The sequence below is a fragment of the Paraburkholderia ferrariae NBRC 106233 genome (genome assembly GCF_000685035.1).
Classification (GTDB): Bacteria; Pseudomonadota; Gammaproteobacteria; order Burkholderiales; family Burkholderiaceae; genus Paraburkholderia; species Paraburkholderia ferrariae.
In genome coordinates this window covers 452238-466577 of the sequence record NZ_BAYB01000002.1, presented here as the reverse complement: position 1 = coordinate 466577, position 14340 = coordinate 452238, and the positions used below count along the sequence as shown (strand labels likewise).

Annotated in this window: 12 protein-coding genes; 1 reads left to right on the top strand and 11 read right to left on the bottom strand. The window is 66.0% G+C overall.

Translation table 11 applies throughout. The features are described from left to right. Positions 1–18 precede the first annotated feature (18 nt). Both BFE01S_RS02435 and BFE01S_RS02430 read right to left on the bottom strand, forming a co-directional pair. Entirely contained in the window at positions 19–1323 is a 1305-nt protein-coding gene (locus BFE01S_RS02435) for an MFS family transporter (protein WP_028224225.1), read from the bottom strand. Positions 1324–1530: 207 nt separating this feature from the next. Beyond that, complete coding sequence (locus BFE01S_RS02430; RefSeq protein ID WP_028224224.1) at positions 1531–2502, bottom strand: AraC family transcriptional regulator; 972 nt, start codon at positions 2500–2502, stop codon at positions 1531–1533. 94 nt (positions 2503–2596) lie between these two features. Between BFE01S_RS02430 and BFE01S_RS02425 the strand changes: the two genes are divergently transcribed. Further along, positions 2597–3430, top strand: a complete 834-nt coding sequence (locus tag BFE01S_RS02425) for an oxidoreductase (RefSeq protein ID WP_028224223.1) — start codon at positions 2597–2599, stop codon at positions 3428–3430. A gap of 102 nt (positions 3431–3532) precedes the next feature. On the opposite strand, the gene BFE01S_RS02420 is transcribed toward BFE01S_RS02425, so the two are convergent. From BFE01S_RS02420 to BFE01S_RS02380, 9 genes are all read right to left on the bottom strand, one after another. Further along, a complete protein-coding gene (locus tag BFE01S_RS02420) occupies positions 3533–4732 on the bottom strand; it encodes a porin (protein WP_028224222.1) in 1200 nt (399 codons plus the stop codon). 127 nt (positions 4733–4859) lie between these two features. Beyond that, positions 4860–6611: an L-arabinonate dehydratase gene (gene araD, locus BFE01S_RS02415; protein ID WP_028224221.1), complete on the bottom strand. Its 1752-nt coding sequence runs from the start codon at positions 6609–6611 to the stop codon at positions 4860–4862. A 58-nt stretch (positions 6612–6669) separates the two neighbouring features. Next, positions 6670–7605 carry an ABC transporter permease gene (locus BFE01S_RS02410; RefSeq protein ID WP_028224220.1) on the bottom strand — a complete coding sequence of 312 codons (936 nt, stop codon included), beginning with the start codon at positions 7603–7605 and terminating at the stop codon, positions 6670–6672. Beyond that, a complete protein-coding gene (locus tag BFE01S_RS02405) occupies positions 7605–8489 on the bottom strand; it encodes an ABC transporter permease (RefSeq protein ID WP_028224219.1) in 885 nt (294 codons plus the stop codon). Before BFE01S_RS02405 ends, BFE01S_RS02410 begins: the two co-directional genes overlap by 1 nt. Beyond that, positions 8486–9565, bottom strand: coding sequence for an ABC transporter ATP-binding protein (locus BFE01S_RS02400; protein WP_028224218.1), 1080 nt, complete (start codon positions 9563–9565; stop codon positions 8486–8488). Before BFE01S_RS02400 ends, BFE01S_RS02405 begins: the two co-directional genes overlap by 4 nt. Positions 9566–9651: 86 nt before the next feature. Beyond that, positions 9652–10818 carry an ABC transporter substrate-binding protein gene (locus BFE01S_RS02395; protein WP_028224217.1) on the bottom strand — a complete coding sequence of 389 codons (1167 nt, stop codon included), beginning with the start codon at positions 10816–10818 and terminating at the stop codon, positions 9652–9654. Between the two features lie 202 nt (positions 10819–11020). Beyond that, a complete protein-coding gene (locus BFE01S_RS02390) occupies positions 11021–12613 on the bottom strand; it encodes an aldehyde dehydrogenase (NADP(+)) (protein WP_028224216.1) in 1593 nt (530 codons plus the stop codon). A 36-nt stretch (positions 12614–12649) separates the two neighbouring features. Further along, positions 12650–13588: a dihydrodipicolinate synthase family protein gene (locus tag BFE01S_RS02385; protein ID WP_028224215.1), complete on the bottom strand. Its 939-nt coding sequence runs from the start codon at positions 13586–13588 to the stop codon at positions 12650–12652. 125 nt (positions 13589–13713) lie between these two features. Beyond that, complete coding sequence (locus BFE01S_RS02380) at positions 13714–14313, bottom strand: short chain dehydrogenase (RefSeq protein WP_028224214.1); 600 nt, start codon at positions 14311–14313, stop codon at positions 13714–13716. Positions 14314–14340 lie beyond the last annotated feature (27 nt).

Here is a 14340-nt window from a genome sequence, read left to right as displayed (position 1 = left end):
GAAACGCGCAGGCCAGAATCACGGCTCGTGCCGCAGATACCCTTCCCGGCTCGGGTCGCGCATGCGATACGACACGATCAGCGAGACCGCGCACAGCGCCGTCACGTACCAATAGAACGTTTCCTCGCTGCCGATGGACTTGAACCACAGCGCGACGTACTCGGCTGACCCGCCGAAAATCGCATTCGCAACGGCATACGAGAGGCCCACGCCCATCGCGCGCACTTCCGGGGGAAACATCTCGGCCTTGATGAGCCCGCTAATCGAGGTATAGAAGCTGACGATGGCGAGCGCGATCGTGATCAGCACGCCGGCGGCGACGGGACTGGTCACGTCCTTCAACGCATGCATCAACGGCACCGTGCCGACGACCGCAAACGAGCCGAACAGAATCATCGACATGCGGCGGCCGATCTTGTCGGAGAGCGCGCCAAAGAGCGGTTGCATCAGCATGTACAGGAGCAGCGCCACGGTCATCACGTTGCTGGCGGTCTTCGCATGCATCCCGACGGTGTTGACCAGATACTTCTGCATGTAAGTCGTGAACGTGTAGAAGATCAACGAGCCGCCCGCCGTGAAGCCCATCACGGTCAGGAAGGCGCCCTTGTGCTGCCACACGCCGCGGATCGTTCCCGCGTTCTTCTTGTGGCGCGACTCGCTCGTCGAAGTCTCGTCGAGCGACTTGCGCAGATACAGCGAGACGAGCGCCGCCGCGGCGCCCACCACGAACGGAATGCGCCAGCCCCAGGCCTTGAGCTCTTCGGTCGAGAGCGCCTGTTGCAGGATGACCAGCACGAGCAGCGCGCAAAGCTGGCCGCCAATCAACGTCACGTACTGGAACGACGCGAAGAAGCCGCGCCGCCCCTTGAGGGCGACCTCGCTCATGTAGGTCGCGCTCGTGCCGTACTCGCCGCCCACCGACAAGCCCTGGAACAGACGCGCGATCAAGAGGACCAGCGGCGCCAGCGCGCCGATCTGCGCGTAAGTGGGAAGCACGGCGATCACGAGCGAGCCGGCGCACATCATCAGCACGGACACCATCATCGCGGTGCGCCGGCCGTGCCGGTCGGCGATGCGGCCAAACAGCCAGCCGCCGATCGGCCGCATCAGGAAACCCGCCGCGAACACGCCGGCCGTGTTCAGCAACTGGGTGGTCGTGTTTCCGTTCGGAAAAAACGCGGGGGCGAAATACAGCGCGCAGAACGAATAGACGTAGAAGTCGAACCACTCGACGAGGTTGCCCGACGAGGCGCCGACAATGGCAAGCACACGCCGCCGCGTGTCGTGCGCGGAGGATACGACCGGATCGGCCTGGGTTTCCATGAAGAAAAATTCCTTTGCAATGCTCTTGAGACAGGGCGGTAGCCGCAGGGTCGCCCGCAGCGACGCGGGAGAGCGGCTGCGGGCCGCGGCTCATTTTAATGACATTGTAAGGATTGAGGATACTGATTTGTAAGAATATGAAAGCTTCGACGTCCGCCCCTGTCGATACGCCCGTGCAGCTCCGTCATGGAAGCAAGCGCGTCGCGCTCAGTGGGACGACACATAAACCGCATCGGCAAACGCCTCCGGCATGGCGAAGCCCTCGCGCACGCGCTTCGCTTCCGCCGCGGGCGTCAAGCCGAACAGGCGCTTGAACTCCCTGCTGAACTGCGAAGGGCTCGTATAGCCCACGGCGTAGCTTGCCGCCTCCGCGGTCAGATCCTGCCGCACCATCAGCAAACGAGCCTGATGCAGACGCGTCGACTTGACGTACTGCATGGGCGAGACCTGCGTGATCGCCTTGAAGTGGCTGTGAAAGCTCGGCACGCTCATGCCCGCTGCCTCGGCCAGTTGCGGCACGTCCAGCGGCTGCGTGTAGCCCGCGTGGATCAGGCGCAGCGACCGCCCGATCTTGCCGAACTGCCCCCGCATTGCCAGCGCCTCCCGCATCGATTCCCCCTGGGCGCCGGTGAAGACGCGGAAGTACAGTTCGCGCAGCAGGCCAGGTCCCAACACGGCGGCTTCGAGCGGACGATGCAGCGCTTCGAGAAAGCGCAGCACCGACCCCTGCATCGCGTCGTCCATCGGCGTGGACATCATGCTCTGCGGCGCCTCCGCACCCGGCGCTGCCCCTTCGCCGTCGATCTGTGCCGCCAGTTCGGCGGCGAGCGCAAAATCGAGGTGCAGATACAGGGCGAGTAGCGGGCGCTCCGGTGTGGCATCGGTTTCCATACTGAACGGAACCGGCACGGACACAGCCAGATAGTGATCCTCGTCGTATAGATAGCGCTGGTCGCCGAAGTAGCCTCGCTTGCGGCCCTGACAAACGATCACGATGCCGGGGTCGTACAGCACCGGGGTGCGCGACAACGCCCGGTTCGAGCGCAGGATGCGCACGCTCGGCAGCGACGTCAGGTTATAGCCCTCCTCGGGCGCCAGCGCGCGCAGCAGGGCCACCATGCGTTTCCTGCTGCGAGAGGACAGATTCGAACGGCGAGAGGCGACGCGTTTCGTGCTCATAGTTTTAGGCAATAAATACAGCGAAATTCGGCTGATGGCACCTCATTCACGAGACTAGTATGCATGCTTCAATCGACATTCGGGAGAAGTTTCCATGGCATCCAGCAAGATTCTGCTTATTACGGGCGTGAGCAGCGGCTTTGGCCGCGCGCTCGCGCAAGAGGCGCTGGCGGACGGTCACACGGTGGTCGGGACCGTGAGGAGTACGCAGGCAAAGCGCGATTTCGAGTCCCTGTCTGCCACGGCGGCCTTTGCACGTGTGCTGGACGTGACCGACTTCGAAGCCATCGAGGGCGCTGTGGCGGAGATCGAGGCCAGCGTGGGGCCTGTCGACGTCCTGGTCAACAACGCCGGTTATGGTCACGAAGGCATCATGGAAGAATCGCCTCTGGCGCAGATGCGTCAGCAGTTCGACGTGAATGTCTTTGGCGCGGTCGCCATGATGAAGGCCGTGCTGCCCTTCATGCGCGAGCGCCGGCGCGGCCACATTCTGAACATCACGTCGATGGGCGGCTACATCACGATGCCTGGCATTGCCTACTACTGCGGGAGCAAGTTCGCGCTGGAAGGCATTTCCGAGGCGCTCGGAAAAGAGGTCGCACCATTCGGTATTGCCGTGACCGCCGTGGCGCCGGGCTCGTTCCGCACCGACTGGGCAGGCCGCTCGATGACGCGCACGCCCCGTTCAATTTCGGACTACGACGCGATATTCAACCCCATTCGCCAGGCGCGCGAGGAAAAGAGCGGCAAGCAATTGGGAGACCCCAGGAAAGCCGCGCGGGCAATGCTCGCTGCAATCGCTGCGGAGCGCCCGCCGGTCCATCTCCTGCTCGGCAGCGATGCACTGGGTCTGGTGCGCGACAAGTTGTCGGCGTTGCAGGAAGAGATTCGCACGTGGGAGCCGGTTACGATTTCGACCGACCACTGAGCCGGGATGGCCGTGGCGCCTCGCCAGCCGAAAAAATCAAAAAAAACGGCGGCACCTCAAGGCGCCGCCGTCAAACTTTCCACTGGAGTGGACACCAGGCCATCAGAAGCGGTGAATGATGCCCACCGCGCCCGCCACCTGGCTGCGTGACGACGAAGGCGCGCTGTTCTGGCCGTCGCCGATATCGGCCGTCGCATTGATGATGTCGCCCGCGCCGTTCGTGCCCAGCGTCTGGCCGCCCGCGCGCTGATACGCCTCGACGAAGTAGATGCCGGTGCGCTTGGACAACGTCACGTACTGCGAAAGATTGTACTGCTGATACGAAGCCGCACTCGTGACGCCATTGGCCTTCGCCGCACGCGTATAGCTGTAGCCCGCCGCGAGGTCCAGCGTAGTGAGCGGTTTGTAGTGCAGCACGACGCCGCCCGTATTCCAGATCGCCGTGTCGAGGAACTTCGAACCCGCCCCCGCCACGTACTGCACGTTCGAATACGAAGCCGAGATATCCCACTGGGAATTGAACGTATAGCCGCCCGTCACCGCGAAGCGCTGCTGTGCCGCCGCGGTCTGATAGCCGTTCGTGATGCCCGAGACGCCGGGCTCGCCGTTGCTCGACGCGGTGGAATTCGCGCCCCACGCACCGCCGCCGTTCGTCGAGTTGTTCAGGCGCTCGAAGCCCACGGCAAGCCCCACGGGACCGTGGATGTAGTTCGCTGCGAGGCTCCACGACTGGCCCGCGCCCGTGCTGCCCGCCACACCGCCCAGCGCATACATGCCGCTGAAGGTGAAGCCCGCGAGGTTCGGCGAGGTATAGATGAGCGCGTTGTTGATGCGATAGATCGTGTCCATCGAATCGAGGTCGCCCGGGTGCGCGCCATAGGCGCCGGTAAGCCAGGTGGTGGGGCTGTACGGCGCGAGCAGCGAGTAGTACGGGGCGTACTGGCGGCCCGCGGTGAGCGAGCCGTAGTTCTGGTTCGCAAGACCCACATAGGCCCCGCGGCTGAACATCAGACCCGAGGTCGATTCGGCGCCGGTGGACGAGTTATAGCCCTCCTCCAGCTGGAAGATTGCGCGCGTGCCGCCGCCCAGATCTTCGCTGCCCTTGAAGCCGAAGCGCGAGCCGGCCCACACGCCCTGCACCATCTTCACCGACGACGCGCCGCCCGAAGTCTTGCCGAGCGACGTGCCGCTGCTCTGATAGCCAATGCCCGTATCGACGATGCCATACAGCGTGACACTGCTCTGGGCTTGCGCGCCCAGTGCGACGAGACCCAGCGTTGATGCCAATAGTGTTTTCTTCATCTGTACTCCTGAATTTAGTCTTTATGGTTTAACTACGCTTTTTTCTACTACGCTCGAACCTGGCTCCTCCAACCTGTGTGAAGCGCAGTTCCCCCGCGCCTCACACCTTCATACCGGATACGCCTGCCTAGTGAATCTCGGGCTCGCCGCCGGTGCTCGCGCATGCGCCGCCGGCACCGTCGCGCTGGAGGAAATCGAAATCGCAGCCCTTGTCGGCCTGCATCACGTGCATCTGATGCATCGCACCGTAGCCGCGCGTAAAGCGCGGCTCGGGCGCGACCCATGCGGCCTTGCGGCGCGCCAGTTCTTCGTCGGAGATCAGCACGTTCAGGCGGCGCTCCGGCACGTTGAGCTCGATCATGTCGCCGTCCTGAACGAGCGCGAGCGGGCCGCCGATGAACGACTCCGGCGCAACGTGCAGCACGCATGCGCCATAGCTCGTGCCGCTCATGCGCGCGTCCGAGATGCGGAGCATGTCGCGCACGCCCTTCTTGAGAATCTTCTGCGGAATCGGCAATTGCCCCCACTCGGGCATGCCGGGCGCGCCGATGGGGCCCGCGTGCTGCAGCACGATCACGCAGTTTTCATCGACGTCGAGTTCTTCGCTGTCGATGCGCGCGGCCATGTCGTTGTAGTCCTTGAACACCACGGCCCGGCCCGTATGCACGTGCAGATGCGCTTCGGCGGCGCCGGGCTTGATGACCGCGCCGTCCGGCGCGAGGTTGCCGCGCAGCACGGCAAGCCCCGTGTCCGGCATCACCGGGTTGCGGCGGCGGCGGATCACGTCGTCGTTGAAGATCTGCGCCTCGGCGATGTTCTCGCCCAGCGTCTTGCCGTTCACGGTGCGCTGCGTGCCGTCGATCCGCTCGCCCAGCTCCTTGAGCATCGCCATCAGGCCGCCGGCATAGTAGAAGTCCTCCATGAGGTACTTGCCGGTCGGGCGAACGTTCGCGAGCACCGGCGTGTGGCGCGCGATCTCGTCGTATTGCGCGAGCGTGAGATCGACGCCGGCGCGGCGCGCGAGCGCAATCATGTGGACGATCGCATTGGTCGAGCCCGAGAGCGCGAGGCAGGTCGTCACCGCGTTATCGACCGACTTGCGCGTGAGGATGTCCGAGGGCTTCAGGTCTTCCCACACCATATCGACGATGCGCATGCCCGTCTTCGCCGCATACTGCGCGTGGCGCGAATCCGGTGCGGGAATCGAGGCGAAGCCCGGCAGCGTGAAGCCCAGCGCTTCGGCCGCGCTCGTCATGGTCGATGCCGTGCCCATGGTCATGCAGTGGCCCGGCGAGCGGGCAATGCCGCCTTCCACGCCCTTCCAGTCCTGTTCCGTGATCTTGCCCGCGCGCAGGTCGGCCCAGTACTTCCACGTGTCCGAGCCGGAGCCGAGCGTCACGCCGTTCCAGTTGCCGTTGAGCATCGGGCCCGCGGGCAGGAAGATCGCCGGCAGGTCCACGGAGATCGCGCCCATCAGCAGCGCCGGCGTGGTCTTGTCGCAGCCGCCCATCAGCACCACGCCATCCGCGGGATACGAGCGCAGCGTCTCCTCCACTTCCATCGCGAGGAAGTTGCGGTAGAGCATGGTGGTGGGCTTCTGGAACGGCTCGGAGAGCGTCTGCACCGGCAGCTCGATGGGAAAGCCGCCGGCCTGCCAGATGCCGCGCTTGACCTCTTCCACGCGCTGCTTGAAGTGCGTATGGCAGGGGTTGATCTCGCTCCACGTATTGAGGATCGCGATCACCGGCTTGCCCGCGTACTCCTCGCGGCTATAGCCCATCTGCGCGGTCCGCGAACGGTGGCCGAACGAACGCAGGTCGTTCACGCCATACCAGCGGTGGCTGCGCAGTTCTTCAGGGGTCTTACGCTTGTTGCTCATGTTGCCTTGCTCCAGGGTCTGCCAGCTATGTCCTGTTGGGGGTGGCCGCCGTTGCCGGTCAGCGCTGCTCCTTCACGCGCGACACGAGCTGTGTCGGGCTCACGAACTGCAGCGCCACCAGCACCCACGCAAGCGTGATCGCCATATAGATCATCGCCATGGCGTCGATCGACTGCGGCGCGCGAACGCCGGTCGAAAACACCGCGTAGTACAGCGCGACGACGAGCGTCTGCGTGTCGGGTCCGGCGGTAAAGAAAGTGAGTTCGAACATGCCGATCGTGCGCACCAGCACGAGCAGCCCCGCCGCCAGCATGCCCGGCACGAGGAGGGGCAGCAGGACGTAGCGGAAATAGCGCAGCGTGTTGGCGCCGAAAATGCGCGCGGCGGATTCGAGGTTGGGGTCGATCTGCTCGATGAACGGCGTCATCACGAGAATCACGAACGGCAGCGCGGGCACGAGGTTCGCGAGAATCACGCCGGGGAGCGTGCCCGCCAGGCCGAAGCGGTACATCGCGGTCGCCATCGGAATGCCGTAGGTGACGGGCGGCACCATCAGCGGCAGCAGAAACACGAGCATGGCCATGCGCTTGCCCGGAAACTGCGCGCGGGCGAGCGCATAGGCTGCGGGCACGCCGAGCGCGATGGAGAGCAGCACGACGGCGCCCACCACTTCGAAAGTCACCCACAGCACGCTGGAAAGCTGGAAGTCGCGCCATGCCTGCGCATACCAGTGCAGCGTGAAGCCCTGCGGCAGCGGCGTGCCGAACCAGCGCGTGGCGATGGAGTTCACGCCCACCGTCGCGATCAGCAGCAGCACGTTGACGAGAAAAAACACCATGCCGCCCCAGACAACGCCCTTCCACAGCAAGCCTGGCAGGCGCGCGGGCGGCCTGGCCGCGACCGCGGCCGCGGCAGGAGCGGCCTTCTCCGGATGCTCGTCCGAAGCCGGTGCGCCGGCGTGAAGTCCGGCCGCGTTGCGTTGATGCGCGGTCATCAGCCTTTCCCTCCGCTCACCGGGCCCGCATAGAAAGAGCGCTTGAGGCCCAGCATGGCCGCCACCACCACGAGTTGCACGAAGCCCATGACGATCGCAATGGTCGAGGCCAGCGAGTAGTCGTAGCTCTCGAACGCAGCCTCCGCGGCCGCGATCGAAATGACGCGCGTGGGGCCTGCGGGCGCGCCCAGCAGCACCGCCGATGGAAACACGGAATACGCCTGCACGAACGAGAGGCACGCGGCCATCGTGAGGCCGGGCGCGAGAAGCGGCAGGTAGATCTGCCGGAACTGCTGCCACGGTCCCGCGCCGAGCGTGGCAGCGGCGCGCGCGAGCGTCGGGTCGATGCCGGTCACATACGAAAGCGTGAGCAGGAACGCGAACGGAAAACCCGAAACGATCAGCGAGATCAGCACGCCCCAGTAGTTATGCGTGAGGCGCACCTCTTCGTTCGTGTAGAGATGCAGCGCGTGGAGCGCCTGCGGGAACCAGCCGTTCGGGCCGAAATAGCTCAGCATGCCGTCCGCGATCAGCACCGTGCCGAGCGTGACGGGAATCACGAGCAGCGTCGTCACGAGCTTCTGGTACGGCGAGTTGCGGCGCAGCGCGAACGCCACCGGCAGCGAGAGCCCCACGTTGATGACGGTCGCGGGCACGGCCAGCTTCAGCGTGACGAACACCGTGGGCCACAGCGAGAGGTCCGTGAAGAACTGCACGTAGTTGGCCAGCATGCCGCCGCCGTTCATCGGCTTGAACGAGAGCACGAGGCCGTAGGCGAACGGATAGAGGAACAGCGCGACGATGCACCCGAGCGCGGGGGCAACGAGCCAGCCGCGCGTGTCGTGCGGCATTTTCTTCGCGGGCGTGGAAGCGAGCGTGCTCATGCTGCGCGCTCCGCATAGGCCAGTACGCGCGACGGCGCGACGCGCAGCGTGGCGCGCTCGCCCGCCTCGAATTCGCCGGCCACGCGCGCCCACAGCTTGCCGAACGGCGCGTTGGCGAGCAGCAGCGAATCGCGGCCGCCGTATTCGACCAGTTCCACTTCCACGTCAAAGGCATTCGCGTCCCCGGGCGTGGCGCGCTCGAAGTCCTCGGGCCGCATCGCCACGGACATCCCGCTGGCATCCACGTCGCCCATCGCCACACCGGTCAGCGTGACGCCGGCCGAGGTCAGAGCAATATGATCGCCGCGCTCGCCCGCCGTCGAAAACGGCAGCACGTTGCGATAGCCCATGAAGCGCGCCACGTGCAGATTCGCGGGCCGCCCGTAGATCTCCTTCGGCGTGGCCACCTGCTGCACCACGCCCTCTTTCATCACGACGATGCGGTCCGCCATCGAAAGCGCTTCGTCCTGGTCGTGCGTCACGTAGATCGTCGCGCGTTCGAGCTGGCCATGGATGCGGCGGATTTCGGCACGCATCTCGATGCGCAGCTTCGTGTCGAGGTTGGAAAGCGGTTCGTCCATCAGCACGAGCGGCGGCTCGATCACGATGGCGCGCGCAATCGCCACGCGCTGCTGCTGGCCGCCCGAGAGCTGGCCCGGCAGCTTGTTTTCGTGACCGGCGAGCTGCACGAGCTGCAAGGCCTCGCGCACGCGGCGCATCGCCTCGTCGCGCGGCATGCCGCGCATCTTGAGCCCGAAGCCCACGTTCTCCAGCACGCTCATGTGCGGAAAGAGCGCGTAGTTCTGGAACACCATGCCGAAGCCGCGCTTCTCCGGCGGCAGCACGTCGATGCGCGTTTCGTCGAGCCAGATGCTGCCGCTCGTGAGCGGCTGCAGACCCGCGATGCAGTTGAGTGCCGTCGATTTGCCGCAGCCCGACGGCCCGAGCAGGGCGATGAATTCGCCGCGGCGTATGTCGAGATCGAGGCCCGAAAGCGCGGCGAGCTGCGCCCCGCCAGCGTTCGCGAAACTTCGGCACACCGAATCCAGACGCAAACGATCGAAAGAATGCTTCATGGCATGTTCCTGACCTGCATGGGCACACGTAGGGGCGAGGCGAGGCGTGGTGGGCGGCGCCCTCCGCGCCTCGCGGCGTCGTTACATTACTGGGACTTGGCCGCACCCACTTCGCGGTCCCACTTCTGGAAGGCGGCCACCATCGCCTGCGCGGAAAGCGGCACGACGTGCGGGTACGCCGCCAGCCACTTCGCGTACTCGGGGCGGCCGTACTTCGCGATCACGTCCTGGCTTTCCTTCGGCGCCATGTTCAGCGTGACGCCGGCCACGGCCGGACCCGGATAGAAGTAACCGTCGTCATAGGTCATGGCCTGCTGCTGCGGCTCGAGCATGAAGTTCATGAGCTTGAGCAGCACGGCGAGTTTCTCTTTGGAAACTCCCTTGGGAATGACCATGTACTGGGCGTCGTTCACCCACGTCATGTTGTCGAAGGCCTGCACCTTGAAGTCGGCGGGCACGATGCCGAGCGCACGCGGATTGATGTCCCAGCCCGTCACGGTCACGGTCATGTCGCGCGAGCCTTCGCCCAGTTCCTTCATCACCGCCGAGGTGCCGCCCGGGTAATACGGCACGCAGGCGTTGAGTTCCTTGAGGAATGCCCAGGTCTTGTCCCAGCCGTTGACCGGGTCCTGCGGATTCTTGTCGCCGAGCAGATAGGGCAGCCCCATCAGGAAGGTGCGGCCCGGGCCCGAATTGGCGGGGCGCGCATAGATCAGCTTGCCCGGATTCGCCTTGCACCAGGCGAGCAGTTGCTCGGGCGTATGCGGCGGGTTCGGCACCCTGGCCGGGTTGTATTCGATGAGCGGGCCGGCCGGCATGTAAGCCACTTCGAGGCCATAGCCCTGTGCGAGCTCCTGCATCTTGCGCGGGCCCGGCGCGTAGTGATCGAGCACGCCCGGCAGCGCCGCCGAGTTGTCAGGCAGCAGCTTGACCCACAGGTTCTGTTCGATGCCGGCCGCCAGCGCGTCGGTGCCGGTCAGCACGAGGTCGATGTCGGCGCGGCCGGCGGCCTGCATCGCCTTGATCTTGCCCGGCAGTTGCGGCGCGGGCGCATTGGTGTAGGTGATGTTGGAGACGAGGTTCGGATATTTGGCCTTGAACGCCTCGAAGGCCTTCTGGGTCAGTTGCAGATTGCCGGCCACGTCCACTATGTTCAGGGATACCGGATCGGCGTGCGCCGCGCTCATGCCGAGCGTCGCCGCGGCCGCCACACACAGGGCCAGAAGCCTGGCCGACAAGCGTCCTTCGAACATCGCATCTCCTCACGTCTTGTTTATGGAATGTGCTCTTGGCGGCCCACCCGTTTTGGCTCTTTCAGGCCTGCGGCACAGGATGCCGAACCACATGGCAAGTTGTCAAGCAACGTAAAGCCTAATCCCGGATGCCTGCCGGCGCTTCGTTGGCGCCGGTCCGGCAAGCGGGCTGACGGCCCTGGCCGCCAGCCCGTCACGGCAACTAGCCGCGCATCAGTTCCCCGTCGCGCAAGCGCCACAGCCCGAGTGGATTGCCGTCCTGCACGGCCGGCGGCAGCAGTTCCGCCGGCAGATCCTGATAGCAGACCGGGCGCAGGAAGCGCTCGATCGCCATCGCGCCCACCGAAGTCGTGCGCGCATCCGACGTGGCCGGGAACGGCCCGCCATGGACCATCGCGTACGAGACCTCGACGCCCGTGGGGAACCCGTTCGCGAGAATGCGGCCCGCCTTGCGCTCCAGCACCGGCAAGAGGCGCCGGGCGAGCGCGTAGTCGCCGCTGTCGATCTGCAGCGTTGCCGTCAACTGCCCTTCCAGATGCCCGGCCACGCGCAGCAGTTCCGCTTCGTCGCGGCACGCCACCACGAGCGACACCGGTCCGAAGATCTCCTCGGCCAGCGCGTGCTGGGCAAGAAACTGCGCAGCCGTGGTCTTGAACAACATCGGCTGGGCGGCGCAGTGCGGGTCTGACTGCGGGCCAGGCTGTGTACCCTCCGCTACGCGCTCCACGCCCGGCTGCTGCACGCGTGCGTCCACCGCCTTGCGGTAGCTCGCCGCGATGCCTGCCGTCAGCATGGTCTGCGCGGTCTTCTGCGCGAGCGCCGTAGCGGCATCGCTCACGAAGCGGTCGAGGTCCGGGCCGTCGAAGCCGAGCACGAGACCCGGGTTCGTGCAGAACTGCCCCACGCCCAGCGTGAGCGACTCGACGAAACCCTTCGCGAGTGCCTCGCCGCGCGCGGCCAGCGCCGCGGGCAGCACGAACATCGGATTAATGCTGCTCATCTCAGCATAGACGGGAATCGGCTCCGGACGCTGCGAGGCGATCCGCACGAGCGCGAGACCGCCGCCGCGCGAGCCCGTGAAGCCCACCGCCTTGATGGCCGGATGCGCGACGAGCGCTTCACCGATCGCGTTGCCGCCGCCGAAGACGAGCGAGAACACGCCGCCGGGCAGGCCCACGTCCGCCACGGCCTGCTGGATCGCGCGGCCCACCAGTTCGGACGTGCCGAGGTGCGCCGGGTGCGCCTTCACGACCACCGGGCAACCGGCGGCAAGCGCCGAAGCGGTGTCGCCGCCCGCCACCGAAAACGCCAGCGGAAAATTGCTCGCGCCGAACACGGCCACGGGGCCGAGCCCGATGCGCTGCGCGCGCAGATCGGAGCGCGGCAAAGGCTTGCGCTCGGGCAGCGCCGAATCGAGCACGGCGCCGCACCAGCGGCCGTCGCGCACCAGCGAGGCGAACAGGCGCAACTGGCCGACCGTGCGGCCACGCTCGCCTTCGAGGCGCGCCTTGGGCAGCGCGGATTCGAGATGCGCGCGCTCGATCAGCGCGTCGCCGATGGCGAGAATGCGCTCGGCAATCGCTTCCAGCAAACGCGCGCGCGTTTCGAGCGGCGCGGTGCGGAAGGGGTCGAACGCGTCTGCGGCCAGCGTGCAGGCGCGCTCGACGTCGGCCGTGCCGCCCAAGCCAAAGGCCGGTTCGATCTCCTGGCCGAGCGCGGGCGCGAAGGCCCGCATTTCGCCCTGGCTGCCGCGCACGGCGTCCGCGCCCAGCAGCATGGTTCCGGATATCTGCATGTTCGCTCCGTGTGTTCCTTTACCGGCAACCTGCGCTCACGCGCAGGCCCTCTGCGCGAGCGAGTTCTCGAACGCGAGGAGTGCCTTCGCGGCCTGCTCGATGGCCGGCAGTTCCGCTTCCGGCGAGCCGCTCAGGAGCGGCAGGATCGGGCCCATGTTGCCGATGCCCGACAGCGTGACGGCGTCGTGCAGCACGCGGATCAGCGAAATGTCGTCGCGCAGCGTTTCGAGCGGCAAGAAGCGGTCGTAGAGGCGCTGCGCCTCTTCCGCGCGGCCCGCCTTCGCCGCGGCGAGGAGCGCCGTCACGGCGTGCGGCGCGATGCAGCCCGAGCCCGTGGTCCACGAGGCGAGGCCGAAGTCGCACACATGCACGAGCGCCGGGCGCTCGCCCATGCCCGAGACGACCTTCGAAGCCGGCACGCGCTCCAGCAGGCGGCGCAGGTAGGGATCGTCGGCCGGGTCTTCGCGCACGATGGCGTACTTCACCGCAATCAGCGTGCCGCTGTCGACGAGGCGCGCGAGCGTGTCCGCGTCCACGTAGTCTTCGCTCTTGATATAGAGCGTGAGCGGAATGCCGGCGGTGTCCGAAATGCGCTTGAGGCCGGCTTCCACGCCGGCCGGCGTGGTGAAGCCCGCCAGCGGCAGGACCATCGCCGTCTGGTACGAGGTCTGCGCGAGAATGCGCGCCTGGTCGAGCATCTTGCCGAAGTCCGGGCCGATGGCCGGGATCACGCGGGTCTGCTCGCCCGTGAGGCCGGCGAGCATGTCAAGCAACTCGCGATATTCGCTGACCGCGACGTGATAGAGATTGGCATTGCCGCCGTAAAGCAGCGTGCGGATGCCGCCCGCCTCCATGTGACGGATCAGCCGGCGGTTTTCTTCGACGTCGAGCGTCAGGTCGGGGCGGCGTGCCAGCGGGGGTACGGCCATCACCGTCGAGGCGAATTCGCTCTCGACAATCGGGGACACGTTCATGAGGCCTCGTGCGGGATAGAGGGTTGTCAATAGTCCGCACAGTAGCACCCACCCCCATTGTTGTCAAACAACTTTGATATTTGTTAGGGTTTGTCTGGTACTGTCCCCTCTCCCGCCCCGCGCGCTTACCCCACGCGATAGACACGCCCCGTCTGCACGCCTTCCACGCTGCGCCGGTACGCGAGCGCCACGCGGGCGGCCGGCACGCTCTCGAAGCCGGGGAAGTAGCTCGCGAACACGTCCCACGACTCGGTCAGCACGGTTGGACTGACAACATTGATGCGGCGCCCCGGCAGTTCCGTGGCGGCGGCACGCACGAACCCTTCGAGCGCGGCATTGACGGTGGTGGCGTTCACGCCCTGGGCGATGGGCTCCTCGCCCACGATGCCGCTCGTGAGCGTGATCGAGCCGCCTTCGTTCAGATAGTGCTGGCCGATCAGGGCGAGCCGCACCTGCCCCAGCAGCTTGTCCTGCAGGCCGATATCGAACTGCTCGGCGCTCATCTGCGAAAGCGGCCCGAAGAACAGATGGCCCGTGGCGGAGACGATCGCATCGACCCGCCCGACCTGCTCGAACAGCGCGCGCACGCTGGCGTCGCTCGTGATGTCCACCCGGTGCTCGCCCGAGGAGCGGCCCACGCTCAGCACGGTATGCCCGGCGGCGCTCAGGTTTTCGACAATGGCTCGGCCCACGGTGCCGGCGCCGCCTACGACGAGGATCTTCATGAACTGCACTCCATTCAAAGGAAATCG